This window comes from Streptomyces sp. NPDC003038 (assembly GCF_040611115.1).
GTDB lineage: Bacteria > Actinomycetota > Actinomycetes > Streptomycetales > Streptomycetaceae > Streptomyces.
The window spans coordinates 267,879-292,369 of record NZ_JBEXNN010000005.1; the positions used below are offsets into that span (position 1 = coordinate 267,879).

The window sequence follows — 24,491 nt, forward strand, 5'->3', positions numbered from 1 at the left end:
GCCATCACGCCGACGCAGACCAGGACGAGCAGAGAGGTGAAGACTGCCTCAAGCACGGGGTGCTCCTCGGAGAGGGTTCGGGTTCGGTGGTACGGGACCGGTCCCCAAGCCTACTGGCCCGGGGACCGGTGCACTCTGTGAGGTGGGCCGTACCGATCACCTCCGGCCCCGCGCTCAGCCCAGCAGCTGGTTCTGGAGGATCACCGTCTGGTGGAGGGGGACGGCGGCCACCTCGCCCTTGCGGGTCTGGAGGATCACGGCCTGGACGTCACCGGACTCGACGCAACCCGCCTTGATCTGCTCGTCGCCGACCGGGGTGGACTCCTCGTGGACCGTGATGCCGGGGGTGTCTGGGGCCGTCTGGTTGATCTTGGCCTTGCCCCAGGTGCTGTCCGCCTCGATCCGGTTGACGCCGTTCAGGTTCATGTCGGCGCCGCAGCCCTCGAAGGTGTCCGTGAACCCCGAGGCGTGGAAGCGCAGCAGGTAGATCCGGGTACGGGTGCCGTCCGGGGTGGCCCAGCCGCGGGCCACGATCTGGCGCAGCCCGTTGTCGGTGAACCCCCGCTTCATCTTCTCGCGCGCGGTGGACTCGTACTCCTCCAGGAAGGTGTCGGTGGAGACCACCGAGTCCTTCTCCAGCTTCAGCGTGGTGTCCGGTGCGGATCCCCGGGGGGCCGGCAGGAGGAGCTCGGCCAGACCCGCGTAGTGGACGCCGTCCGGGTTGTCCTCGGCGAACGGCTGGGACGCGCCGGGGGGCAGGGTGGGCTTGGCCAGGGCCGGGTAGGTCCAGCGGCCGTCGTCCCCGGTGGACAGGCCGGGGATCTCCGTGCGCTCGGGCTGGACGATCCCGTACGTCACCCCCGTGCCGACGGCGCCGAAGACGACGACGGCGGCCGTCCACCGCAGGAGGGCGCGCAGCGTACGACGGTCCTTCGGCGGCGCGGCGGGAGCGGCGGGAGCGGGCGGCTCCGCCGGGGCCGGCTGCTCGGCGGGGGCGGCCGGCTCGGCCGGAGCCGCCGGCGCGGCCACGGGGGCCTCGGCGACCGCCGGAGCCGCCGGGACGTCCTGGACCGTCTGGGCCTGGGCCGGCCGGGCCTCCGGCTGAACGGGCACCGCGTCCTTGGGGGCGGTCACGGATTCGGTGGTGTTCTGCTCGGTCACGCGGACTCCCCGGGGGACTTCAGGTGGCTCAGCTGGTTCCTGAAGAAGGCAATGCCGTCGCTTGTCTTGAAGGCCGCCTTGGGCCCGTACGCACGGAAGTTGACCAGCACGTCGCCTTCGACCGCCACGCAGTAGAGGGAGTCGATCTTCTCCTCCTTCTCCGCGCCGACCGGGAGCAGGGAGCACTTGGCGTCCGGGTAGCCGAACACCTTCGGTGCGTCGCGGTCGCCGCCGATGAGGTCGAGCAGCTTCTTGGAGACCTCGGAGAACGTCCCCAGGGCCTGTGGGTCGGCCTGCATGATGCGGATTTCCACGACCATCTGGCCGCCGCTCTTGGTGTAGCTGCGTCCTGCCAGGCCCTTGAGCTTGAGGTCGGCCAGCATGTCGTCGCGCTTCTTGCGCTCGGAGCTGGACAGGCCCTTGCGGGCCTCCTTGAAGCCCTCGACGGCCTTCTCGCCGGAGACGAAGAAGTTGTTGCCGTCGCCGGCGAGGTCGGGGCCCAGCGTGAACGCGCCCGATACGGGGAGCAGCTTGCCCGAGAGTGCGTTCGCGGGAACCGGTTCCGGCTTCTGCGTCTTCTCCGGCTCTGCGCCGGCGGCGACCCAGTACGCGGTGGGCGCGCTGCGGTCGGCGGACGCGATCGCGGCGGACGCCCAGACGCCGCCGCCCACGAGGAGCGTGGCGGCCACGCCCGCGGCGACGAGGGAGGCCGGCTTACGGTTCGCCGTGCGCGCGGGCTTCGCCGGCGCGGCAGCGTCCGCCTCCGTCTGCGTCTGCGTCTGCGTCTGCGTCTGCGTCTGCGGGGCGGGAGCTTCGGCGGGGGCCGCGGGAAGCGGAGCCTGCTCCGTCGCCTCGGCAGCCGGATCCGTAGCCGGAGCCGTAGCCGGGGTCGTGTCGTTCTGCGGCTCGGTCACAGTCGCTCCAGCTGTCGCTTGGCCAGGTCGATGACATCGCCCTCGGCTATCTTGCCGCGCTTGTCGTAGTAGAAGATCTCCAGGACGATGTCGCCCCGGCGGGCGACGGCCCGGGCCTCGCGCACCGGGTGGTATCCCGGCTCCTCGTGGAGCTTCGAGAACACCCAGACGTGCCCGAGTTCCCCGGAGAGGCCGGGAATGGCCACTCCGTCATTGCCCGCGTACTCCTTCTCGGGCAGGTGGGAGGCCTGGCTCCGCTGATAGTCGTCCGCGCCGGAGAAGTCGTTGAACTGCACGAGGTGCACTTCGACGAGGTGGTCGTTCTGCGACCACACCGTCGTCGCGACCCGCCGGAAGCTGGTGTCGGCGAGGTCGCGGAGAGCGACGTCCGGCTCCTCGAAGTACGTCGCGTACGTGTCGAGCGAGTCGTACCCGGTGCCTTCGGACGTCGCCCCGCCCGGTGTCTCGATCAGCAGCTTGCTGAGGTCGTCGTCGGTCTTGTGCCAGCGGTTGGCGTTGATCGTCTTGTTCGTCGTGGCGTCGTCCGGGGCGAGGGCCTTCGGCGTCACGAGGTTCGCCTGCGCCAGCGGCGGCAGCGGGGTGGGTTCGCGGTGGTATTGGATCGCGTAACCGGTGACCGTCCCGGCGAGGACGCCCAGTACGGCCGCGCCCGCGATCAGGAGCGTCGTACGCCTGCGGCCGCGGCGCGGTGCGGCGGTGACGGGGTCACCGGCGACGTCGGCCGGAGAGGCGGCGTCGGCATCGGCATCGGCATCGGCATCGGCGTCGGCATCGACGGCATCCGTGGCAGCAAGAGCCGGGACCAGGTCCGGAGTATTCGCTTCCGGGGTGGTCTCCTCCTCTTTCCGCTGCTCAGGGATGGTCTGTTCGTGTTCCAAGAGGGTCCCCCCACAGGGCTGGAGGCGCCGGATGATTGTCCGCGCGTACCCATGACCGGTTCCGGAGGGGAGCAGTTGTACGAATACTTATTACATTCTTATCTCGCGGCGTCTCACTCCTCGCGACGGCGCTTTCCGTCCAGTTCGTCCCACCACTCGTCGGACTTCGGATCGCCCGAGGGGTCGTCCCACCAGCGGTCGTCCGGGCCGCGCCGGTTGGCGACCACCGCGGCGATCGGCGGAAGGACCATCGCGACCACGCACAGGGCGACCGCGGCCTCCACCGACAGCAGGCGCACGAAGGACCAGGCGGAGACGAAGAGGACGAGGCATCCGCCCATGAGCAGGAAGTAGATGCGCCGACGCCGGGCGTACATGCTTCCAGCGTAGAGCGGCAGCAGCACGGCGCGAAGGGCCGCACCCCGTTCCAGTGGCGTCCAACCCCCGGGGGTGCGGCCCTTCGGCCAGTCGATCAGTGCACGAGCACGGTCGGTATCAGACCGCGATCGCCACGTCCGTCACGCCGCCCGACTCGGCGACCACGACGGCGCGGTCCGCCTGGGCGCCGGGGACGAGCGCCCGCAGCGTCCAGGAGCCGGTCGCCGCGTAGAAGCGGAACTGGCCGGTCGCCGAGGTCGGGACCTCGGCGGTGAACTCGCCGGTCGAGTCCAGCAGCCGCACGTAACCGCTGACGGGCTCGCCGTTCTTGGTCACCTGGCCCTGGATCGCGGTCTCACCCGGCTTGAGCGTCGCGAGGTCGGGCCCGCCGATCTGTGCTCCACACATGTTCTCTGTCCTGTCCTAGAGAGGTCTACTACGGGGCGTCGCGTGCCCGGGACTTACTTGTTGGGGCCCAGCTCGATCGGCACGCCGACGAGCGAGCCGTACTCGGTCCACGAGCCGTCGTAGTTCTTGACGTTCTGCTGGCCCAGGAGCTCGTGCAGCACGAACCACGTCAGCGCGGAGCGCTCACCGATGCGGCAGTAGGCGATGGTGTCCTTCGTGTCCAGCTCGACCTGCTCCGCCTCGTAGAGGGCCTTGAGCTCGTCGTCCGACTTGAAGGTGCCGTCGTCGTTGGCGTTCTTCGACCACGGGATGTTGCGGGCGCTCGGCACGTGGCCGGGGCGCTGCGACTGCTCCTGCGGGAGGTGGGCCGGGGCGAGGAGCTTGCCGGAGAACTCGTCGGGCGAGCGGACGTCGACCAGGTTCTGGGCGCCGATCGCGGCCACGACGTCGTCGCGGAAGGCGCGGATCGAGGTGTCCTGCGGCTTGGCCTTGTAGCTGGTGGCCGGGCGGTTCGGGACGTCCTTGCCGTCGACCAGGTCGCGGGAGTCGAGCTCCCACTTCTTGCGGCCGCCGTCGAGCAGGCGGACGTCCTGGTGGCCGTAGAGCTTGAAGTACCAGTAGGCGTAGGACGCGAACCAGTTGTTGTTGCCGCCGTAGAGGACGACGGTGTCGTCGTTGGAGATGCCCTTGGCGGAGAGCAGCTTCTCGAAGCCCTCCTGGTCCACGAAGTCACGGCGGACCGGGTCCTGGAGGTCGGTCTTCCAGTCGATCCGGACGGCGTTGGTGATGTGGTTCTTGTCGTAGGCGGACGTGTCCTCGTCCACCTCGACGATGACGACGTTGGCGTCGTTCAGGTGGGCCTCGACCCAGTCGGCGTCTACGAGGACGTCGCTGCGGCTCATGGTGTTCTCCTCCGGGGCAGTGTGCGGCGGGGCTGTGCTGGTACCGCGGCGGGCCCGCCGGCTGCGGGCTGTGCTGCGGGGTGGCGTGCTGCGGGGTGCTGCTGGTGCGTGCGTCCGGGTGCGCTCACAAGTCCTGCGCGGGGAGGCGTCAGGGGGCAGGAGGCGGGGGTTCGGTCACGCGGGGAAGGCCGTCGTCCGGCTGATGGAGCGGATGCGCTCACACGTCACATGGATCGACAGAGCATGGCGGCGACGCGACACAGGTCTACTGCCCGCCGCTTCGTGAGGTCCGCCTGCTGATGCTTCATAGCCATGGATCGTAGGGACGAATCGGCCGCCCTGTCACCGGCGTGTCATATACCGAGACGGGATCGTCCGAATAGTGGGATCCGAGAGCCCGGGACGGCCGCCGCGCCGCCTCCGGGGCCCTGCGTACGGCCCGTCCATCTGCGGATCGGACCGCACCGTCTCACGATCCGGCCAGCACCACGTCCGAGCCGCTCAGCGTCAGGTGCACGCCCGACTCGTCCGAGGTCAGGGCGGTCAGCTGGAGTCCGGCCGGCAGTCCGCCGTCGATGCGGCGGTCGAAGTCGGTCTGCTTGCGGACCAGTTTCTCGACACCGGGGATGCCCTCTCCCGGTACCTCGTCGGCGCGCACCCGAACGAGTTTCCCGGACGCGCCCTCCCCGGCGTCCTGGAGGGTGACGGTCGAGATCACGCCGCGCGTCAGCGACCTGCCGAGGACGTCCACCGTCGCGGTGACCTTCACCTTGCCCGGGGTATCGCCGTAGGCGACGGTCACACCGGTCTGCGAGGCCTCGGTCAGATCCGCGTACGTGATGAGCGCGGTGCCCTCCGCGCGCTCGGCGGTGCCGCCGCTGTAGTCCCCGTTCAGCTTCACACCGCGGAAGCTGGCGTCGAGCTGCGAGAGCCGCGTCTTGCGGCCGTCCGCGGTGGCGTCGACGCCCTTGAGCTTCACATCGACCCGGTCCAGGTCGTGGCTGAGCGCCTGCGTCAGGAACGGAAAGCCGTGGATCTCCACGTCCGTGCTGCCGGCCAGACCCTGCCGGGCCTGGATCCGGTCGGCGAGCCGGTTCTCGGCATAGCCGGCCGCCCAGCGGTCGACGCCGACGAACAGCGCCCCCAGAACCACACCCAAGACCACGACGACACGCAGGAAACGCACGCGCCCCTCCCCCTCTAGATCGGTACGTGCGTTCTAGTGGACCACGCCCCGCGTGTGCGGGGCGTCAGCCCACCACCCGCCCGATCAGATACACGGCGGGCGCCGCGGCCGCCAGCGGCAGCGCGACACCGGCCGTCATGTGGACGAACTTCGACGGGTAGTCGTACGCCGCCACGCGCAGCCCGACCAGCGCGCACACCCCGGCCACGAGACCGAGCAGCGCCCCGCCCGCCCCGACGTCGGTCGCCGCGCCGAGCGCGATGCCGGCGCCCGCCGCGGCGGCCAGCGAGACGGCGACCGAGGGCGCGGTCGGCAGCGGCAGCGCACGGGCGAAGACGGCGACGGCGACGGCGGCCGCGCCGACCGTGACGGCGGCGGAATCGGCGGCGAGGTAGCCGGCGCAGACGATGGCGAGGGCGGCCGAGGTCACCGAGGCCATCAGGCCGTACATCCGCTCATCGGGATCGGCGTGGCTGCGCAGCTGGAGGACCAGCGTGAGCAGCACCCAGGCGCCGAGGGTGCCGATGATCGCGCCCGGGCCGTACGTACGGTCCACCGCGAGCACGGCGCCGTCGGCGACGACGGCTCCGGCGAAGGCGAGGGCAATGCCCTGGCGGGCGGGCCACATGCCGTTGAGGCGGAACCAGCCGGCCGCGGTGAGCCCCTGGAGGGCGATCAGCGGCACCAGCAGGGCCAGCTCGCCGAGGGCGGCGGCCACGGCGAGCAGCACGCCGAGGGCGGCGGTCAGTATGGCCGGCTGCGGGCCCGGGTCGATGATCGGCGACCGGCCTTCGGCGCGGGCCTGGGCCGGGTCGACGGCGCGGAGGGTGTTGCCGGCCAGGGTGGGCGGGGAGTACGCGGGCTCCTCACCGGACGCGTCCGGCGCGGGCGCGGGCCCGGTCTCCGCGGCGGCGGGGCCCGGGTACGGCGGCAGGTAGGCCGTTTCCTCGGCCGCGGCGGAATCCGGGACGCCGGGACCCGGGTACGGCGGCAGATAAGCCGTCTCCTCGACCGCGGCGGGGCCGGGGTACGGCGGCAGGTAGGCCGTCTGCTCGGCCGCGGCCGAATCCGGGCCGACGGCCTGCGGCGGGAGGTAGGCGGTGGTCTCCGCCCAGTCCTGCGCGGGGGCCGGCGCGGGAGCCTCCTCGCGGAACCAGCCCTCCGGCACGGCGGGCCGCTGAACCGGCTGCGGGTGCTGCGCGTGCTGCTGCGACTGCGGGTCCGCCGGGCCGGAGTACGGCGGCAGTCCCCCGGCTTCCGCCTGGAGGGGTCCCCGGGCGGTCCCGGCCGCGCCCGCGGAGGCGTCCGGCCACGCCGCGGCCGCACCGCCGTGGGACCAGTCCTGCGCGGGCGGGTGGTGCGGGCCCTGACCCTGGCGCTCACCCTGACCCTGGCCCTGCTCCTGGGCCGGTGCGGGAACCTCGTCCCGGAACCAGCCCTCGGGCGCCACGGGCTGCCCGGGCACCCCGCCCAGCGGCGGATGCACCGGCTGATAACCGGTGTCCCAGGTGTCGGACTGCCAGGTCTGGGTCCCGTACGGATCCGGCGGCTGCTGTTGCTGCTGCGCGTACTGCTGCTGTTGCTGCTGCTGCTGTTGCTGTTGCTGTTGCTGCTGTTCCTCAGGAGTGCTCATCGGTTTCCGCTCACCCGCCCGCGAACGGCGGAAGCACCTCGACGGTGCCCCCCTCGGTCAGCTCGACGGAATCGTGCGGGCGCTTGCCCACGGGCTCTTCGTTCACGAGGAAGGAGCAGCGCAGCAGGACCCGGGTCAGCTCCCCGGGGTGGCGTTCGCGCACGGCGTCGAGCGCCTCGGCGAGGGTCCGCGCCGAGTACGGCTCCTCCGCCGTCTTGGCCGCGGCCTTGGCCGCCGCCCAGTAGCGGATGGTTCCGGTTGCCACTGCAGCTCCTATCGTCGGCTCTCTACCGTCGGCCTCCATGATGGCCCCTCCCGCCCCCTGCCCCGGAGCGCCCCGGGGCAGGGGGCGTGGTGCGAACCACAGAAACGGGATCGGGAGAGGCCTCGGCCGGGAAAGCGCTCGTGGGCTATTCTGCTGGCGAGAGGATCCGGGCAACGTTGCCCCCGGGTCCTTTTGTGCTTTCAGCACGTTGAACGGACCGAGAACAGTGGTATCCATCCGGACCTCAGGGCGCGGGGACCGCATGGACGCCACACCACCCGCACCACGCACCACGTACGAAGCAGTACCGCGCACGTCCTCGACGGGACCGAGGAGGAACCGACGTGATGGACCAGCGAACAGTGTTTGACCGGCCGACCGGAACAGGGCGAGGTGGTCGGGCATGAGCTCACTCCTGCTGCTGACCAATGCCCTGCAGCCGTCCACCGAGGTGCTGCCCGCCCTCGGCCTGCTGCTGCACAACGTCCGGGTGGCCCCGGCCGAGGGCCCGGCCCTCGTGGACACTCCTGGCGCCGACGTCATCCTCGTGGACGGCCGCCGCGACCTGCCGCAGGTGCGGTCGCTGTGCCAGCTGCTGCGCTCGACCGGGCCGGGCTGCCCGCTGATCCTCGTCGTCACCGAGGGAGGCCTCGCGGCCGTCACCGCGGACTGGGGCATCGACGACGTCCTCCTGGACACCGCCGGGCCGGCGGAGGTCGAGGCGCGTCTGCGGCTGGCCACCGGCCGCCAGCAGCTGGGCTCGGACGACTCCCCGATGGAGATCCGCAACGGTGACCTGTCGGTGGACGAGGCGACGTACTCCGCCAAGCTCAAGGGGCGGGTCCTGGACCTCACCTTCAAGGAGTTCGAGCTGCTCAAGTACCTCGCGCAGCACCCGGGCCGGGTCTTCACCCGCGCCCAGCTGCTCCAGGAGGTCTGGGGCTACGACTACTTCGGCGGTACCCGGACGGTCGACGTCCACGTACGGCGGCTGCGCGCCAAACTCGGTCCCGAGCACGAGTCGCTGATCGGTACGGTCCGCAACGTCGGCTACCGCTTCGTCACGCCGGAGAAGGTCGAACGGGCGGCGGCGGAAGCGGCCGCCCAGGCCGCGGCGCAGGCTGCCGCCAAGGCGGCGGCGCAGTCGGCGGCGCAGGCCGAGACGTCCCTTACGGCCGTCGCCCGGACGGAGGAACCACCCGTCGGCATCCACTCCGCAGGACGCCCTGCCCAGAGGTAGGTCACCCCGCGTAGACTTCCGCGCGTGGCCAAGGTGACGCGGGATGACGTGGCGCGACTTGCGGGTACCTCTACCGCCGTCGTGAGCTATGTCATCAACAACGGACCCAGGCCGGTTGCCCCGGCCACGCGCGAGCGTGTCCTCGCCGCGATCAAGGAACTGGGCTACCGCCCGGACCGGGTCGCGCAGGCCATGGCCTCACGGCGCACGGACCTCATAGGCATGATCGTTCCGGATGCCCGGCAGCCGTTCTTCGCAGAAATGGCGCACGCGGTCGAGCAGGCCGCCGCCGAGCGCGGAAAGATGGTGCTGGTCGGCAACTCCGACTACCGCGACGAGCGCGAGGTCCACTACCTGCGGGCCTTCCTCGGCATGCGCGTCTCGGGCCTGATCCTGGTCAGCCAGGGCATGAGCGAGCGCGCGGCCACGGAGATCGAGGCCTGGGACGCCCGCGTGGTGCTGCTGCACGAGCGCCCCGAGGCGATCGACGACGTCGCCGTCGTCACGGACGACATCGGCGGCGCCCAGCTCGCCACCCGCCACCTGCTGGAACACGGACACCCGTACGTCGCCTGCCTCGGCGGCGTCGAGAGCACCCCCGAGGTCGGCGACCCGGTCGCGGACCACGTCGAGGGGTGGCGCCGGGCCATGCTGGAATCCGGCCGCTCGGTGGAAGGCCGCCTCTTCAAGGCCCCGTACAACCGCTACGACGCGTACCGCGTGGCCCTGGACGTGCTGTCCGGCCCGGACCGCCCTCCGGCGATCTTCTGCGCCACGGACGACCAGGCCATCGGCGTCCTGCGCGCCGCGCGGGAGCTGCGCATCGACGTCCCCGAGGACCTGGCCGTCGCCGGCTTCGACGACGTCAAGGAAGCCGCGCTGACGGACCCGCCGCTGACGACGATCGCCTCCGACCGCCCGGCGATGGCCCGCGCGGCGGTGGACCTCGTCCTGGACGACGGCCTGCGCGTGGCGGGCTCCCGCCGCGAACGCCTGAAGCAGTTCCCGTCGGCCCTGGTGATCCGCCGCTCCTGCGGCTGCCGGTAGCCGTCCGGCGGCGGGCGGGGGACAATCGGGCTCCCCGCGCCCGGGGCTCCGCCCAGGACCCGCGCCGCACCGTCCCCAGCCCTGCTGGGGGCCCTGGCGGGCCCGCCGCGCGCACTCGCGCGCCCCATCCCGGCCGCTCCGCCGCGCCGGGGCACCTGCGCGGGGCTGTGCCCCGAGCTGCGCCGCACACGGCAGAACACCGTTCCTTATATCGGGCATACACGGTTCTGTCGGGCTTCTCAGGCCAGACTCAGAAAGCTCTCATGATCGGCGATGACAGTCAGAGCCATGACCGAGAGCTTCCGCCGCGAAGGCGAGTACCCGCAGGAGAACCTCCCGGCCCAGAGCGCGCCCTTCGGCGAGGACTGGGAGCGGGGCCGCGACCGGCTGGCGCGGGACGCCGGGAGCTACCCCCCTCCGCCGTCCTTCCCCCCGGCCGCCCCGGGCTGGCACGAGGCACACCAGCCCCTGGTCATCCAGGGTGAGACCGTGCCGCCCACCCCGGCCCGGGAAACCGGCGGAACCGGCGGAACCGGCGGAACCGGCGGAACCGGCGCTCACTCCGGAGACGGCCGACATGGTCACCACGACGGCGGTGGCACCACCGGTCCCGCCCACGCCGCCCACGCTCCCCGCGCCAGGAAGCCCGTAGCCCTGCTCGCCGCAGTGGCCCTCGCGGCGGCCCTGGTCGGCGGCGGTACCGCAGCCGCCGTCCAGCAGCTGCTGGACGAGAGCGCCGGCGGCCCGGGCGGCGTCAGCGCCGCCAACGTCTCGCGGTCCAGCACCGGTACCGTCTCCGGCGTGGCCGAGCAGGTCAGTCCCTCCGTCGTCCGTATCGACACCCGCACGGCGTCCGGCCAGGGCACCGGCTCCGGTATCGTCCTCACCGCCGACGGCGAGATCGTCACCAACAACCACGTCGTCAGCGGCGCCACCCAGATCCAGGTGACGATGAGCGATGGCAAGCAGTACTCCGCCAAGATCGTCGGCACCGACCCGGACAGGGACCTGGCGCTCATCAAGCTGGAGGGCGCCGGCGGTCTCAAGCCCGCCACGCTCGGCAACTCGGACGGCCTCAAGGTCGGCGACCAGGTCGTCGCCATCGGCTCGCCCGACCGCCTCACCGGCACGGTCACCAGCGGCATCGTCTCGGCACTGAACCGCGAGGTGAACGTACCGAAGTCGGATCAGCGGTCCCCCCAGGGCGGGCAGCAGGGCGGACAGCAGGGCAGTGAGAACTGGCCCTTCTCGTACGGCGGCCGGCAGTTCAACGGGAACACCGGCTCGCAGACCACCTCGTACAAGGCCATCCAGACGGACGCCTCCCTCAACCCGGGCAACTCCGGCGGCGCCCTCGTCAATATGAACGGCGAGATCGTCGGCATGCCCTCCGCGATCTACTCGCCCTCCTCCGACAGCGCCGGCGCGGGCAGCGTCGGTCTCGGTTTCGCCATCCCCGTCAACACGATCAAGGCCGATCTGGACTCCCTGCGCACGGGCGGCCCCGGCGGCGCGGGCTCCGGCAGCGGCGGGAACGGCGTCGGCGGCGGCGCCGGCACCAACGGCTTCGGCACCTCCCTCTGACCCGGCGTGCGACGCTGGAGCGTGCCGTCCGCGGGAGGCATCCCGCGCGTATCACCGAACACGACTGGGGACCCACATGAATCCCGCCGAAGGCGAAGCGCGCATCCTCGTCGTCGACGACGAACCGGCCGTACGTGAGGCCCTGCGCCGCAGCCTCGCCTTCGAGGGATACGCCGCGCAGACCGCGGTCGACGGCCTCGACGCCCTGGACAAGGCGGCCGCGTACGCCCCCGACCTGATCATCCTGGACATCCAGATGCCCCGGATGGACGGCCTGACGGCGGCCCGCCGGCTGCGCGCCGCGGGCAGCGTCACCCCGATCCTCATGCTCACCGCCCGCGACACCGTCGGCGACCGCGTCACCGGCCTCGACGCGGGCGCCGACGACTACCTCGTCAAACCCTTCGAGCTGGACGAGCTGTTCGCCCGCGTCCGCGCACTGCTGCGCCGCAGCTCCTACGCCGCCCCGTCCGCCGGCGCCGAGGACCCCGCGGACACGGACACGCTGACCTTCGGCGACCTGCGCATGGACCTGGCGACCCGCGAGGTGACCCGGGCCGGGCGCCCGGTGGAGCTGACCCGTACCGAGTTCACGCTGCTGGAGATGTTCCTCGCGCACCCGCGCCAGGTCCTGACGCGCGAGCAGATCCTCAAGACCGTGTGGGGCTTCGACTTCGAGCCCAGCTCCAACTCCCTGGACGTGTACGTCATGTACCTGCGCCGCAAGACCGAGGCGGGCGGCGAGCCCCGGCTCGTCCAGACCGTGCGCGGCGTCGGGTACGCGCTGCGCCAGGGCGAAAGCGGGCACGAATGAGCCCGGCCGCGAGATTCCGCGCCCTCCCGCTGCGCTCGCGCCTGGCGCTGCTGGTCACGGTGGCGGTGGCCCTGGCCGTGGCCGCGTGCGCGGCGGTGTCGTGGGTGATGGTGCGGGCGCAGTTGCGCGACCAGCTGGACAGCTCGCTGCGCGCCACCAACGCGGTGGCCCAGGCCAACCAGGTGTTCCGCCAGTTCGGCGGCTGCGTCTCGGGCCGCTCGCTGCCGGACCGGCCGGCCAACAACCTCAGCGCGCAGGTCCAGGTCGTGCTGCCGGACGGCCGCCAGTGCTGGGTCGACGGCAAGAGCACCCTTGAGGTCACCGACACCGACCTGGAGGTCGCCCAGCGCCTGCGGGGCCCCGTCCTCTACGACGCGACCACCTCCGACGGCATCGCCGTCCGGGTCTACACCCAGCCCGCCGTGGTGGGCGAGGTGCCCGCCGCGCTGTCCGTGGCCAAGCCGCTCGCCGACATCGACAAGCCCCTGTCCACCCTCGCATGGGTGCTGCTGCTGGTCTCCGGCATCGGCGTGGTCGGCGCGGGCGCGGCCGGCCTGTGGGTGGCCCGTACGGGGCTGCGGCCGGTGGACGAGCTGACCGGCGCCGTCGAGCACATCGCCCGTACCGAGGACCTCACCGTACGGATCCCCGACGAGGGCGACGACGAGATCGCCCGCCTGTCCCGGTCCTTCAACTCGATGACGGCCGCGCTCGCCTCCTCCCAGGAGCGGCAGGCGCAGCTCATCGCGGACGCCGGGCACGAGCTGCGCACCCCGCTCACGTCCCTGCGCACCAACATCGAGCTGCTCGCGCGCAGCGAGGAGACCGGCCGGGCCATCCCGGCCGAGGACCGCCGGGAGCTGCTGGCCTCGGTCAAGGCGCAGATGACCGAACTGGCTTCGCTGATCGGGGACTTGCAGGAGCTCTCCCGGCCGGACGCGGCCTCGCCCGGCCCGCTCGGGGTGGTGGCCCTGCACGAGATCGCGGCGGCGGCGCTGTCGCGGGTCCGGCTGCGCGGTCCGGAGCTGAGGTTCAGCTCGGAACTGGAGCCCTGGTACGTCCGGGGCGAGGCGGCCGCGCTGGAGCGGGCGGTCGTCAACGTCCTGGACAACGCGGTGAAGTTCAGCCCGCCGGGCGGCTCCGTCACGGTGACCTTGCGGGCGGGCGAGCTGACCGTACGCGACCACGGGCCCGGCATCCCGGCGGAGGACCTCCCGCACGTCTTCGAGCGGTTCTGGCGCTCCCCTTCGGCCCGCGCCCTGCCCGGCAGCGGGCTGGGCCTGTCGATCGTGGCCCGTACGGTGCAGCGCGCGGGCGGGAGTGCCGAGCTGCGGGCGGCGGCCGACGGCGGCCCGGGTACGGAGGCGGTGCTCCGCATCCCGGGAGCCCCGGCCCCGCCACCCTCGGGCGCGCCCGAAGGCGCTTCGGCCGGCACGTCGGCAGGTGCTCCGGCAGACACGTCGGCAGGTGCTCCGGCAGACACGTCGGCAGGCGCTCCGGCAGACACGTCGGCAGGCGCTTCCCGGGAGGCGGCCGCGGGCCCTTCCCCGGCCGCCCCCTCCGAGCGGTCAGTTGTGCCGGATGAGTGAGGTGACCAGGCCGGAGCGGGTGTTGGGGAAGTCCATCGGGACGATCCCGAGCCCGGTCCGCCCGGTCAGTTCCCCGCCGTCGACGAACGAGTGCACCTGTGGGTTGAGCCGGTCGGAGTTCCAGCGGGGCGGCATGTACGCCGAGGTGCTGGTGTAGTTCACGAAGAGCTTGCCGGGCTGCTGGACGGCCCGCCGGAAATGGTTCTCGATCTTGCCGCGCTTGGCGAAGGGTTCGGCCATGTAGTCGTCCTGGATGTCGAAGACGGTGCCGTCGCCGTATCTGAGGCCCGGCAGGCCGCCGTTGTCGGCGAGCAGGACCACCTTCCCGCGGGCCTGCCCGAGCGAGGGCAGCGTGTCGGCGATCCGGAACAGCGGGCGCCAGCCGCGGTGGTCGAGGTAGTCGTCGAAGACGGCTCGGAAGGTGGCGTCGCTGTCCTCGGAGTACTCCTGCTTGAGCCGCATCAGGACGGTCTCCGCGGGGTGCGCGGCGAGGAAGTTCCAGCAGGCGGTGAGCACGTCGCCGAACATCAGGTTCTGGTAGAACGCGCCGTGGTGGATCGCGAAGGATCCTCCCGTGACCCGGCAGCGGACGTCGAGGAAGCGGATGCCGGAGTCGAGCTGTTCGGCGATCGAGGTGTTCTGGCAGGCGACGTAGAGCCCGCCCTGGCGGGCGCCGGAGTCGTGCGTGCCGGGGATGGTCATCCGCTGCAGGGCGGTGGAGTCGGCCAGACCGGCCATCCAGTCCTGGGTGCCGAGCGTCCTGGCGGAGGCCGGCGCCGCCGTCCCGAGTCCCACTCCGACGGCGGCGCTCGTCGCCAACGCCCCTGCCAGAAACGCCCGTCGGTCCAGTCCCACGCCCATGCCCGCCCCTTTGCCGACCCAGTGTTGGGACCGGATTATGGCGTGCGGGACCCACCTTTACTACCCATCGGTAGCGGGCAGTCGTCGAGCGCCGGGCTCCGTCCGCGAACCCGCTAACCGTCGAGCAACTCGGCCAGCCCGCGCAGTCCTTGGGCCAGCTCCCGCCCGTTCGGGGCGTGCTCCGGATCGGTCAGGGCCTGGACCATCACCCCGGTCATCAGCGCCATCTGCACGGACCCGAGGGTCCGGGCGTCGGACTCCGTGACCGCGTCCTGCGGCACTCCGCGCAGCAGCGCGGCGATGTGCGGGCGGCCGGCGCGCTGACCGGCGGCCAGGATCGCGAGCAGCTCGGGCGAGGACTGCGCGTGCACGAACGCCTCTACGGAGGCGAGCCACAGCCAGCGCAGCTCCCCGAAGTTCTCGATCTTCCGGTTCCACATGTCGGCGTACCGCTCCTCGGCGGTGTCGCCCTCCCCGGCGAGGCCGCCGACCGCGTCGCTCCACTCGTCCATGGCGGCGAACAGGGCCTGGTTGAGCAGGGCCTCCCGAGACCCGAAGTGGTAGCCGATCGCGGCCATGCTCACGTGCGAGGCGGTGGCGATGTCGCGCACGGTCGTACGCAGGTAGCCCTTCTCCTCCAGGCAGCGCCGCGCTCCGGCCAGCAGGTCCTCGCGATTTCCCATGCGGGGATCGTAAGCCGCGCCGCGCCCTTTGGGCGATCGCCCTACACGATCGTATTGCGCAAGCGCCCAACCGCTGGCAGGGTGGAGCCATCGGAAGACCCGAAGAACGCGACCTGCCACACGGGGGAGACCGGGCCATGCGCCACGATCTGAAGACCGACGACGACCGCACCCTGTCCTACCTGGACTTCGGCGGCCCCGGCCGCCCGCTGCTCGCCCTGCACGGCGGCCTCTCCGAGGGCGCCCACTTCACCGGCCTGGCCGCCGCACTCGGCGACGAGTGGCGGGTCATCGCCCCCGACCAGCGCGGCCACGGCGACTCCGACCGCGCCTGCGAGTACAGCCGCGCGGGCTACGTCGCCGACGCCGTCGCCCTGCTCGAACACCTCGGCCTCGCCGGCCCGGTGGTCGCCCTCGGCTTCTCCCTCGGCGGACTCAACGCCTACCACCTGGCCGCCGACCGCCCCGACCTGGTCCGCGCGCTCGTCAACGTCGACGCCCCGGTGGAGATCCCGCGCGTCCGCCCGAACCCCGTCGCCTTCCTCTCCGACCTCCCGTACACCGCGCCGACGCGCGAGGAGCTCATCGCCGCCTGCGGCCCCTACGGCAAGTTGGCCGCCCCCTCGCTGCGCCCCCTTCCCGACGGCACGGGCTGGCGCCTGCCCTTCCACCCGCAGGACACCCTGGCCACCGTGGAGGAGGGGTACGGCTCCCACTGGGACGTCTGGCTCGCGAGCCGCTGCCCGGCGCTGCTGATCCACGGCCGGCGCAGCGAGGCGCTGCCGCAGGAGCAGGCCGACGCGATGGTCTCCCGGCGGCCCGGGACCTCGTACGCGGGACTCGACACCGAGCACTTCGTGCCCTTCCAGGACCCCGACGGCTTCGCCGGGGCCGTCAGGACCTTCCTGGCCGGACTCCCGACGGCGGTCTGACGCGTACGACGCCGAAGGGGCGGCGGGCCGATGGCCCACCGCCCCCTCGGGGGTGCCGTACGCGGGTGTTACTTGATCACGGTGATCCGGTCCGCCGCCGGCGGGGCGATCGGAGCGGCAGCCGAGGAGTTGTTCGTCAGGTAGGTGTTGAAGCAGTCCAGGTCGGACGCGCCCACCAGCTTGTTCTTGTGCTCCTTCAGGACGGTGAAGCCGTCACCGCCGCCCGCGAGGAACTCGTTCATCGCGACCCGGTAGGTCTTGGCGGGGTCGATCGCCTCGCCGTTCAGCTTCACCGAGTCCACGACGACGCGGTCCGCGCCCGCCTTCGTCATGTCGAGCGTGTACGTGAAGCCCTTCGACACCTGGAGGATCTTCGGGCTCGCGCCGTTGGCCGGGCCGCTGACCTGCTGCTGGAGCGCGGTGATCAGCTGCGCGCCGGTCAGGTCCACGACGTTCATCATGTTGTTGAACGGCTGGACCGTGAAGGACTCGCCGTACGTCACGACGCCGTCGCCCTCGCTGCCCGAGGCCTTGTAGGCGAGGTCCGAGCGGATGCCGCCCGGGTTCATGAGGGCCAGCTGCGCGCCGCCCTTGTCCGCCGGGGCCAGGGCCGCCAGCTGGGCGTCGGCGATCAGGTCACCGAGCGGCTTCTCGAACTCCGCCGAGCCGCGGCCCGGGATGTCCGCCGAGATGAAGCCCTGCGGGCGGTTGGCGATCGGGGCGGCGAGGGTGTTCCACCGCTCGATCAGATCGGTCATGTCCGCGGCCTTGGGCTGGTCGCGGTTCACGACGTGGTTGACCGGCTTGGGCGAGCTGACCGGGGTACGGACGATGTCCTTGGTCTTCCGGTCGTACGTGAGGGTGGTGTCCGTGTAGAGGCGCCCGATGGAGGCGGCCGAGGTCACCGAACGCGGGTTGCCCGCCGGGTCGGGGATGTTGCAGGCGTAAGCCTGGTGCGTGTGACCGGTCACCAGCGCGTCGACCTTCGAGTCGACGTTCTTGGCTATGTCGACGATGGCACCGGAGATGCCGGCGCCCGCGCCCGGGACGTCGCAGTCGTAGTTGTACGCGCCGCTCGCGGGCAGACCGCCCTCGTGGATCAGCGCCACGATCGACTTGACGCCCTGCCTGTTCAGCTCGGCGGCGTACTTGTTGATCGTCTCGACCTCGTCGCCGAACTTCAGGCCCTTGACGCCCTCGGCGGTCACGACGTCCGGAGTGCCCTCCAGGGTGACGCCGATGAAGCCGATCTTCACGTCGCCCTTCTTCCACACGAAGGTGGGCGACATCATCGGGCGCTGGGTCTTCTCATCCGTCACATTCGCCGCAAGGTACTGGAATTCGGACCCCGTGAATTCCTTGCCGTACTCGTAGCAGCCCTCGACCGGGTGGCAGCCGCCGTACTGCATCCGGCGCAGCTCGGCGCGACCCTCGTCGAACTCGTGGTTGCCGACGCTGGTGACGTCCAGGTCGAGCTTGTTCAGCGCCTCGATGGTCGGCTCGTCGTGGAAGAGCCCTGACAGCATCGGGCTGCCGCCGATCATGTCACCGGCGGCGGCGGTGACGGAGTACTCGTGGCCCTTGCGGGCCTCGCGCAGGCTGGTCGCGAGGTACTCGACCCCGCCCGCCGGAATCGCTTTGGTGGTGCCGTCGGCCTGACGCTCGGTCACATTCCCGGAAGAGCCCTGCGGGGGCTCCAGCGTGCCGTGGAAGTCGTTGAGCGACAGCATCTGCACGTCGACGGTCCGGCTCTTGGCGGCACCGGCACCCTGCACGGCCCCGGCCGGCAGTGCGGCGGCGACCATGGCGCCGGCCCCGGCCGTGACGGCGAGGGCGGTGAAGGCCAACCGGCGGGAGCGGCGGTGCCGTTGCGGCGTCGCTGACATTTAGTCCCCTTTGTGGACAGCGAGACAACTTGGGAGGTGGCTCGCAGCCTAAGGTCAACGCGCGTAGCGCGACAGGGGGTAACGGATATCGAGGTGGTTACGCGCAGAAGGCGGATCACCGCCGGGGCCGCGCTCCCGTGCGCCCGTCGCGGTCGTAGGCTCGTGTCATGACTGACGCAGCAGCGGCCCTGGAGCCGGGACGGCAGATTCAGACCCTCGACGCACTGACGGAGGAACAGGCCGACGCCGTACTCGCCCTGATCGAGGACGCGGCCCGCACGGACGGCACCACCTCCGTGTCCGAACAGGGACGCCTCCAGCTGCGCGGAGGCCCCCGCGAAGGGGTCCGGCACTTCCTGCTCACCGAGCGCGGACGCCTCGCCGGATACGGACAGCTGGAAGACACCGACCCGGTGGAGGCCCCCGCCGCCGAGCTCGTCGTGGACCCGTCGCTGCGCGGACGCGGACACGGCCGGGCACTGGGCATGGCCCTGCTGGCCGCCTCCGGCAAGCGGATCCGGGTCTGGGCGCACGGCGGCAAATCGGCCGCGCGGCACCTCGCGCAGGTGCTCGGCCTGACCCTCTTCCGCGAACTGCGCCAGCTGCGCCGCCCGCTCGGCGCGGAGGCTCCCCCGCTGCCCGAGCCGGTACTCCCCGCCGGAGTCACCATCCGGACCTTCGTACCCGGCGCCGACGACGCGGCCTGGCTCGCGGTGAACGCGGCCGCCTTCGCCCACCACCCCGAGCAGGGTTCGCTGACGCAGCGGGACCTCGACGACCGGATCGCGCAGCCGTGGTTCGACGCCAAGGGCTTCTTCCTCGCCGAGCGCGACGGCGAGCTCATCGGCTTCCACTGGACGAAGGTCCACGCGGCGGAGCGCCTCGGCGAGGTGTACGTGGTCGGCGTCCTCCCGGGCGCCCAGGGCGGCGGCCTCGGCAAGGCGCTCACCGCGATCGGCCTGCGCCACCTGGCGGCCCAGGGTCTGCCCACCGCCATGCTGTACGTGGACGCCGACAACCCGGCGGCCCTCGCCGTCTACGAGGGCATGGGCTTCCGCACCCACGAGGTGGACCTGATGTACCGCACGGAAAGCTGACGCACCCCTCCCCTGGTCACCCCCAGGGCCCTTTCAGCCCCGCCGACGGCACCCCCAGCCCCGCCGGCGTTTGAGGCGCGGGGCCCGGGGCGGAGCCCCGCAACGGCGCCGCACCGGCCCCCGCACCGCGCCACCCCGCGGGCCGCCCCGCCCCCCTGCCGAGCCCGGCGCAGCCGACCGCGCAGCCGACCCGGCAGACACGCTGACCCTGGAGGCCATTCGCCATTCACCGGGGATTAACACGCGCTTGCGACTCTCCCCGCATGTACCCCCGACTCCGACTGACGGCCGACACTTCCGACGCGCCTGTCTTCCCGCGTGCGCGGAAGAATGGAGTCATGAGCCACCAGCCCAGCGCAGGCCCCGCCGAGGTCCCCGCCCAGCAGCCGTCTCACACCTCCGCCGCCGTGACCGGAGCGCACGCCCGCATCGGTTCCATCTCCGCGCACCGCCCCCACGTCGATCTCGAGCCCGACATCGACGCCGACCTGGACGCCTACGACGACAAGGACGGCGGCGAACTCCCCGCCGGGCGCTTCCTCGACCGGGAGCGCAGCTGGCTGGCCTTCAACGAGCGGGTGCTGGAGCTCGCCGAGGACCCGACGACCCCGCTCCTGGAGCGCGCGAACTTCCTGGCGATCTTCGCGAGCAACCTCGACGAGTTCTTCATGGTCCGCGTCGCCGGCCTCAAGCGCCGCATCGCGACGGGCGTCGCCACCCGTTCGGCCTCGGGCCTGCAGCCCCGCGAGGTGCTGGACCTCATCTGGACGCGCTCGCGCGAGCTCATGGCCCGGCACGCCGCCTGCTTCCAGCAGGACATCTGCCCCGCGCTCGCCGAGGAGGGCGTCCACCTCATCCGCTGGCCCGACCTCACGGAGAAGGAGCAGGCCCGCCTCTTCACGCTGTTCCGGAACCAGATCTTCCCGGTCCTCACCCCGCTGGCCGTGGACCCCGCGCACCCGTTCCCGTACATCTCGGGCCTCTCCCTGAACCTTGCCGTGGTCGTACGCAACCCGGTGAGCGGCCACCGCCACTTCGCCCGGGTCAAGGTCCCGCCGCTCCTCTCCCGCTTCCTGGAGGCGTCCCCGCAGCGCTACGTCCCGCTGGAGGACGTCATCGCCGCGCACCTGGAGGAGCTGTTCCCCGGCATGGAGGTGCTGGCGCACCACATGTTCCGCGTGACCCGCAACGAGGACCTGGAGGTGGAGGAGGACGACGCCGAGAACCTGCTCCAGGCCCTGGAGAAGGAGCTCATGCGGCGCCGCTTCGGCCCGCCCGTCCGGCTGGAGGTCGAGGAGTCCATCGACCCCGGCGTACTGGACCTCCTCGTGCAGGAGCTGAAGGTCGACGCCTCCGAGGTGTACCCGCTGCCCGGGCCGCTGGACCTGACCGCCCTCTTCGGGATCTCCTCCCTGGACCGGCCCGAGCTGAAGTACCCGAAGTTCATCGCCGGCACCCACCGGGACCTCGCCGAGGTCGAGTCCGCGTCGGCGCCCGACATCTTCGCCGCCCTGCGCGAGCGGGACGTCCTGCTGCACCACCCGTACGACTCCTTCTCCACCTCGGTCCAGGCCTTCCTGGAGCAGGCCGCCGCCGATCCGGACGTCCTCGCGATCAAGCAGACGCTCTACCGCACCTCGGGCGACTCCCCGATCGTCGACGCCCTGATCGACGCCGCCGAATCCGGCAAGCAGGTCCTCGTACTCGTCGAGATCAAGGCCCGTTTCGACGAGCAGGCCAACATCAAGTGGGCGCGCAAGCTGGAGGAGTCCGGCTGCCACGTCGTCTACGGCCTCGTAGGGCTCAAGACCCACTGCAAGCTGTCGCTCGTCGTCCGCCAGGAGGGCGACCAGCTGCGCCGCTACTCGCACGTCGGCACCGGCAACTACCACCCCAAGACCGCCCGGCTGTACGAGGACCTCGGCCTGCTCACCGCCGACCCGCAGGTCGGCGCCGACCTCTCCGACCTCTTCAACCGGCTGTCCGGCTACTCGCGCCGCGAGACCTACCGCCGGCTCCTGGTGGCGCCCCGCTCGCTGCGCGACGGGCTGATAGCCCGCATCGACAAGGAGGCCGCCCACCACCGGGCCGGCCGGCCCGCGTACGTGCGCCTGAAGATGAACTCGATCGTCGACGAGGCCCTCATCGACTCCCTCTACCGGGCCGCCCAGGCGGGCGTCCCCATCGACATCTGGGTCCGTGGCATCTGCGCGGTGCGCCCCGGAGTCACCGGACTCTCGGAGAACATCCGGGTCCGCTCGATCCTCGGCCGCTTCCTCGAACACTCCCGGGTCTTCGCCTTCGGCAACGGCGGCGAACCCGAGGTGTGGATCGGCAGCGCCGACATGATGCACCGCAACCTCGATCGCCGTATCGAGGCACTGGTCAGGGTCGCCGACCCGGCCCACCGCGCGGCACTGGACCGGATGCTGGAAACCGGGATGTCCGACCTCACCGCCTCCTGGCACCTGGGTCCGGACGGCGAATGGACCCGGCACAGCACGGATCAGGAAGGCCAGCCGTTGCGGCACGTACAGGAGACGCTCATAGACGCCCGGAGGCGCCGGCGTGGCTCAGCCAAAACATGACCTCGTGGCAGGAGCGGGTGACGTGCTCGGCGCGTACCTGCGCTCCCAGGCCACCGCCTTCCTGCGCGCGATGCGCCTGCACGCCGAGAGCACGGCGGGCACGGCGGGCTCGGCGGGCGCCGTCAGCCCGGCGAACGCGCCGAGCGCGGCCGGCTCCGCCGAAGGGAGCGATGCGGCGGCGCGCGGCCTGCGGGGGGCCGCGCGCCGCATCAGCGGCTCCCTGGCCACCTTCCGGGTGGTGACCGAGTCGTCCTGGGCCGACGGGCTGCGCACCGAGCTGGTGTGGCTGTCGTCGACCCTCGCCGACGAGCACGCGTACGCCGCCCGGCTGGCCCGGCTGATGGAGGCGCTGTACCGGCTGTCGGGGTCCCCGGAGGTGCCGGCGCCGAGGGGCTCCGCCGGTGCGCTCACGGTGGGCTCGGCGCGGGCGGGCGCGCTGCTGGAACGGCAGCTGACCCTGGCCCGTACGCGCGCCCGTTCGGCCACGCTCCAGGCGCTCGGCTCCGCCCGCTTCCACGCGGTGGCGGACGCGGTGGCCTTACTGGCCTCGGAGGTGCCGCTGGACCCGGTCGCGGCCCGTGGACGGGTGGCGGAGGTGCTGGTTCCGCTGGCGGAGACGGCGCAGGCCAGGCTGGCGGCGGCCGTCTCGGCGCTGCCGCCGGTGGAGGGCGCCCATCCGTACGACGCGGACCACGACGGTCTGTGGCACGAGGTACGCCGCCTCCTGCGGGTCCACCGGTACGCGCGGGAGGCGCTGGGCGAGGACGTGGCCCGGCTCAAGGAGGCCGGCCGGGCCCTGGACCGCCACCGGGACGCCTCGGAGGCGGCGGCCGCCTCGGCGACGGCCGCCCGCACCCCGCGCATCGCCCCGGCGACGGCGTACGCCCTGGGCGTGCTCCATGCCGACCAGCGCCATGAGGTCGAGGCGGCCCGTCTCGCCTTCCGCCGCCTCTGGCTGCCGGAGCCGGCGGCGACGCCAAGATAACGGGGGGATAACGCCCGCTTACCGCAGGGCACATACGGGCGCAACCGCACCAGGCCGTCCGCCACGGTTCACCCCCCGTTCACCCGGCCCGGTCGGCCGCTTCACCTGTCCGGCCTAAATTCGACTGTGCACGGTGCGAGTCGCCCGCAGGATGAGCCGCTCCCCGCGCGACCCGACGTAGTCCTCTTCGTACGCCGCCCCGAATCAGGAATGCGGCCGGCGGCTTCTGGAAGGAACACCCGAAAGTGAAGCTTCAGCGCAAGAACCGGCTTCGTGCCTCCGCCCTCGGGGCTCTCGTCGTGTCCAGCGCCCTGGTCCTCACGGCGTGCGGCTCGGACGACAACACCAAGACGACCGGTGACGGCACGGCGAAGCCGTCCGTCGCCGCGGGCGACGTCAAGTGCGACGACGCCAAGGGGCAGCTGCTGGCCGCCGGCTCGACGGCGCAGAAGAACGCGATGGACCTGTGGGTCAAGGGCTTCCAGGCCGCCTGCCCGGGTGTGGAGATCAACTACCAGGCCATCGGTTCCGGTGGCGGCATCACCAAGTTCAACCAGGGCCAGGTGGCCTTCGCCGGATCCGACTCCGCGCTCAAGGAGAACGAGGTCGCCGACTCGCAGAAGATCTGCACCGGCGGCCAGGGCATCAACCTCCCGATGGTCGGCGGCCCCGTGGCCATCGGCTACAACCTGAGCGGCGTCGAGAACCTCGTCCTCGACGCGCCCACGCTGGCCAAGATCTTCGACTCGAAGATCACCAAGTGGGACGACGAGGCCATCAAGAAGCTGAACCCGGGCGCCACCCTTCCCGCCACCGCCATCCAGGCGTTCCACCGCTCGGACGAGTCCGGCACCACCCAGAACCTGGGCACGTACCTGAGCCAGGCCGCCCCGGCCGACTGGAAGCACGACCCGAAGGCGAAGTCCTGGCCCGCCGCGGGCGGCCAGGCCGCCAACGGCTCCTCCTCCGTCGCCTCCAACGTCAAGAGCACCGAAGGCGCCATCGGCTACTTCGAGCTCTCGTACGCGAAGTCCGGCAACATCAAGACCGTCAGCCTGAACACGGGCGCCGCCGCCCCGGTCCCGGCCACCAGCGAGAACGCCTCCAAGGCGATCGCGGCCGCCAAGATCAAGGGCACCGGCAACGACCTGGCCCTGAGCCTGGACTACGCCACGAAGGCCGAGGGCGCCTACCCGCTGGTCCTGGTGACGTACGAGGTCGTCTGCGACAAGGGCAACAAGGCGGAGACCCTGCCCACCCTGAAGGCCTTCCTGAACTACGCGATCAGCGACGCGGGCCAGAAGGTCCTCACCGACGCGCACTACGCGCCGGTCCCGGCCGAGATCGCCGCCAAGGTCCGCGCGATCGTCCCCACCCTCTCCTGACCCGTCGCGGCCGGCCCCGCACCCGCGGGGCCGGCCGCACCATCCGGTGCACCG

General features: G+C 71.9%; 23 protein-coding genes. 10 read left to right on the forward strand and 13 right to left on the reverse strand.

The genetic code is table 11. The annotated features are described in order from the left end of the window. Positions 1-174: 174 nt before the first annotated feature. From ABZX75_RS09460 to ABZX75_RS09505, 10 genes are all read right to left on the reverse strand, one after another. Entirely contained in the window at positions 175-1,161 is a 987-nt protein-coding gene (locus ABZX75_RS09460) for a hypothetical protein (protein WP_355409534.1), read from the reverse strand. Continuing rightward, positions 1,158-2,075 carry a hypothetical protein gene (locus ABZX75_RS09465; RefSeq protein WP_355409536.1) on the reverse strand — a complete coding sequence of 306 codons (918 nt, stop codon included), beginning with the start codon at positions 2,073-2,075 and terminating at the stop codon, positions 1,158-1,160. The genes ABZX75_RS09460 and ABZX75_RS09465 overlap by 4 nt, the downstream gene beginning before the upstream one ends. Continuing rightward, positions 2,072-2,974, reverse strand: a complete 903-nt coding sequence (locus ABZX75_RS09470) for a hypothetical protein (protein WP_355409537.1) — start codon at positions 2,972-2,974, stop codon at positions 2,072-2,074. Before ABZX75_RS09470 ends, ABZX75_RS09465 begins: the two co-directional genes overlap by 4 nt. Positions 2,975-3,087: 113 nt before the next feature. Continuing rightward, positions 3,088-3,351, reverse strand: a complete 264-nt coding sequence (locus tag ABZX75_RS09475) for a DUF3099 domain-containing protein (protein WP_355409539.1) — start codon at positions 3,349-3,351, stop codon at positions 3,088-3,090. A 118-nt stretch (positions 3,352-3,469) separates the two neighbouring features. Then, positions 3,470-3,760 carry a DUF1416 domain-containing protein gene (locus ABZX75_RS09480; protein WP_355409541.1) on the reverse strand — a complete coding sequence of 97 codons (291 nt, stop codon included), beginning with the start codon at positions 3,758-3,760 and terminating at the stop codon, positions 3,470-3,472. Positions 3,761-3,813: 53 nt separating this feature from the next. Further along, positions 3,814-4,662: a sulfurtransferase gene (locus ABZX75_RS09485; RefSeq protein ID WP_355409543.1), complete on the reverse strand. Its 849-nt coding sequence runs from the start codon at positions 4,660-4,662 to the stop codon at positions 3,814-3,816. 224 nt (positions 4,663-4,886) lie between these two features. Continuing rightward, on the reverse strand, positions 4,887-4,976 hold the full coding sequence (locus ABZX75_RS09490; protein ID WP_350875872.1) for an Ms5788A family Cys-rich leader peptide: 90 nt from the start codon (positions 4,974-4,976) through the stop codon (positions 4,887-4,889). A gap of 155 nt (positions 4,977-5,131) precedes the next feature. Continuing rightward, a complete protein-coding gene (locus ABZX75_RS09495) occupies positions 5,132-5,848 on the reverse strand; it encodes a DUF2993 domain-containing protein (protein WP_355409546.1) in 717 nt (238 codons plus the stop codon). Positions 5,849-5,912: 64 nt separating this feature from the next. Continuing rightward, positions 5,913-7,481 (reverse strand): hypothetical protein, encoded by a 1,569-nt coding sequence (locus tag ABZX75_RS09500; protein ID WP_355409548.1) that lies wholly within the window; start codon positions 7,479-7,481, stop codon positions 5,913-5,915. Between the two features lie 10 nt (positions 7,482-7,491). After that, positions 7,492-7,746, reverse strand: coding sequence for a MoaD/ThiS family protein (locus ABZX75_RS09505; RefSeq protein WP_112449116.1), 255 nt, complete (start codon positions 7,744-7,746; stop codon positions 7,492-7,494). A gap of 403 nt (positions 7,747-8,149) precedes the next feature. Here ABZX75_RS09505 and ABZX75_RS09510 point away from each other — a divergent pair, with 403 nt between their 5' ends. The 5 genes from ABZX75_RS09510 (at position 8,150) to ABZX75_RS09530 (ending at position 14,020) form a co-directional block, all read left to right on the forward strand. Continuing rightward, positions 8,150-8,986 carry a response regulator transcription factor gene (locus tag ABZX75_RS09510; RefSeq protein WP_355409550.1) on the forward strand — a complete coding sequence of 279 codons (837 nt, stop codon included), beginning with the start codon at positions 8,150-8,152 and terminating at the stop codon, positions 8,984-8,986. Positions 8,987-9,010: 24 nt separating this feature from the next. Next, positions 9,011-10,033 (forward strand): LacI family DNA-binding transcriptional regulator, encoded by a 1,023-nt coding sequence (locus tag ABZX75_RS09515; protein WP_355409552.1) that lies wholly within the window; start codon positions 9,011-9,013, stop codon positions 10,031-10,033. 288 nt (positions 10,034-10,321) lie between these two features. After that, positions 10,322-11,617 carry a trypsin-like peptidase domain-containing protein gene (locus ABZX75_RS09520; RefSeq protein ID WP_355409553.1) on the forward strand — a complete coding sequence of 432 codons (1,296 nt, stop codon included), beginning with the start codon at positions 10,322-10,324 and terminating at the stop codon, positions 11,615-11,617. A gap of 76 nt (positions 11,618-11,693) precedes the next feature. Beyond that, complete coding sequence (locus tag ABZX75_RS09525) at positions 11,694-12,431, forward strand: response regulator transcription factor (protein ID WP_355409554.1); 738 nt, start codon at positions 11,694-11,696, stop codon at positions 12,429-12,431. After that, entirely contained in the window at positions 12,428-14,020 is a 1,593-nt protein-coding gene (locus ABZX75_RS09530; protein ID WP_355409555.1) for a HAMP domain-containing sensor histidine kinase, read from the forward strand. The genes ABZX75_RS09525 and ABZX75_RS09530 overlap by 4 nt, the downstream gene beginning before the upstream one ends. Here ABZX75_RS09530 and ABZX75_RS09535 read toward each other — a convergent pair. Then, positions 14,000-14,881: a phosphatidylinositol-specific phospholipase C gene (locus tag ABZX75_RS09535; protein WP_355409556.1), complete on the reverse strand. Its 882-nt coding sequence runs from the start codon at positions 14,879-14,881 to the stop codon at positions 14,000-14,002. The genes ABZX75_RS09530 and ABZX75_RS09535 overlap by 21 nt on opposite strands. A gap of 113 nt (positions 14,882-14,994) precedes the next feature. Beyond that, entirely contained in the window at positions 14,995-15,564 is a 570-nt protein-coding gene (locus ABZX75_RS09540; RefSeq protein WP_355409557.1) for a TetR/AcrR family transcriptional regulator, read from the reverse strand. Between the two features lie 137 nt (positions 15,565-15,701). Here ABZX75_RS09540 and ABZX75_RS09545 point away from each other — a divergent pair, with 137 nt between their 5' ends. Continuing rightward, positions 15,702-16,496: an alpha/beta hydrolase gene (locus ABZX75_RS09545; protein WP_355409558.1), complete on the forward strand. Its 795-nt coding sequence runs from the start codon at positions 15,702-15,704 to the stop codon at positions 16,494-16,496. Positions 16,497-16,564: 68 nt separating this feature from the next. Here the strand turns inward: ABZX75_RS09545 and ABZX75_RS09550 are convergent, their stop codons facing one another. Beyond that, complete coding sequence (locus ABZX75_RS09550; RefSeq protein WP_355409559.1) at positions 16,565-18,382, reverse strand: bifunctional metallophosphatase/5'-nucleotidase; 1,818 nt, start codon at positions 18,380-18,382, stop codon at positions 16,565-16,567. Between the two features lie 167 nt (positions 18,383-18,549). Here ABZX75_RS09550 and mshD point away from each other — a divergent pair, with 167 nt between their 5' ends. From mshD to pstS, 4 genes are all read left to right on the forward strand, one after another. Continuing rightward, positions 18,550-19,479, forward strand: a complete 930-nt coding sequence (gene mshD, locus ABZX75_RS09555) for a mycothiol synthase (RefSeq protein ID WP_355409560.1) — start codon at positions 18,550-18,552, stop codon at positions 19,477-19,479. A 338-nt stretch (positions 19,480-19,817) separates the two neighbouring features. Further along, a complete protein-coding gene (locus ABZX75_RS09560; protein ID WP_355409561.1) occupies positions 19,818-22,067 on the forward strand; it encodes an RNA degradosome polyphosphate kinase in 2,250 nt (749 codons plus the stop codon). Beyond that, positions 22,048-23,052, forward strand: coding sequence for a CHAD domain-containing protein (locus ABZX75_RS09565; RefSeq protein ID WP_355409562.1), 1,005 nt, complete (start codon positions 22,048-22,050; stop codon positions 23,050-23,052). The genes ABZX75_RS09560 and ABZX75_RS09565 overlap by 20 nt, the downstream gene beginning before the upstream one ends. A 245-nt stretch (positions 23,053-23,297) precedes the next feature. Then, positions 23,298-24,437, forward strand: a complete 1,140-nt coding sequence (gene pstS / locus ABZX75_RS09570; RefSeq protein ID WP_355409563.1) for a phosphate ABC transporter substrate-binding protein PstS — start codon at positions 23,298-23,300, stop codon at positions 24,435-24,437. Positions 24,438-24,491 lie beyond the last annotated feature (54 nt).

Coding starts and splice junctions, on each gene's coding strand:
- ABZX75_RS09560 (WP_355409561.1), top strand. CDS start 19,818: ATGAGCCACCAGCCCAGCGCAGGCCCCGCCGAGGTCCCCGCCCAGCAG.
- ABZX75_RS09550 (WP_355409559.1), bottom strand. CDS start 18,382: ATGTCAGCGACGCCGCAACGGCACCGCCGCTCCCGCCGGTTGGCCTTC.
- ABZX75_RS09520 (WP_355409553.1), top strand. CDS start 10,322: ATGACCGAGAGCTTCCGCCGCGAAGGCGAGTACCCGCAGGAGAACCTC.
- ABZX75_RS09540 (WP_355409557.1), bottom strand. CDS start 15,564: ATGGGAAATCGCGAGGACCTGCTGGCCGGAGCGCGGCGCTGCCTGGAG.
- ABZX75_RS09545 (WP_355409558.1), top strand. CDS start 15,702: ATGCGCCACGATCTGAAGACCGACGACGACCGCACCCTGTCCTACCTG.
- ABZX75_RS09485 (WP_355409543.1), bottom strand. CDS start 4,662: ATGAGCCGCAGCGACGTCCTCGTAGACGCCGACTGGGTCGAGGCCCAC.
- ABZX75_RS09490 (WP_350875872.1), bottom strand. CDS start 4,976: ATGGCTATGAAGCATCAGCAGGCGGACCTCACGAAGCGGCGGGCAGTA.
- ABZX75_RS09500 (WP_355409548.1), bottom strand. CDS start 7,481: ATGAGCACTCCTGAGGAACAGCAGCAACAGCAACAGCAACAGCAGCAG.
- ABZX75_RS09480 (WP_355409541.1), bottom strand. CDS start 3,760: ATGTGTGGAGCACAGATCGGCGGGCCCGACCTCGCGACGCTCAAGCCG.
- ABZX75_RS09525 (WP_355409554.1), top strand. CDS start 11,694: ATGAATCCCGCCGAAGGCGAAGCGCGCATCCTCGTCGTCGACGACGAA.
- ABZX75_RS09475 (WP_355409539.1), bottom strand. CDS start 3,351: ATGTACGCCCGGCGTCGGCGCATCTACTTCCTGCTCATGGGCGGATGC.
- ABZX75_RS09535 (WP_355409556.1), bottom strand. CDS start 14,881: ATGGGCGTGGGACTGGACCGACGGGCGTTTCTGGCAGGGGCGTTGGCG.
- ABZX75_RS09530 (WP_355409555.1), top strand. CDS start 12,428: ATGAGCCCGGCCGCGAGATTCCGCGCCCTCCCGCTGCGCTCGCGCCTG.
- mshD (WP_355409560.1), top strand. CDS start 18,550: ATGACTGACGCAGCAGCGGCCCTGGAGCCGGGACGGCAGATTCAGACC.
- ABZX75_RS09510 (WP_355409550.1), top strand. CDS start 8,150: ATGAGCTCACTCCTGCTGCTGACCAATGCCCTGCAGCCGTCCACCGAG.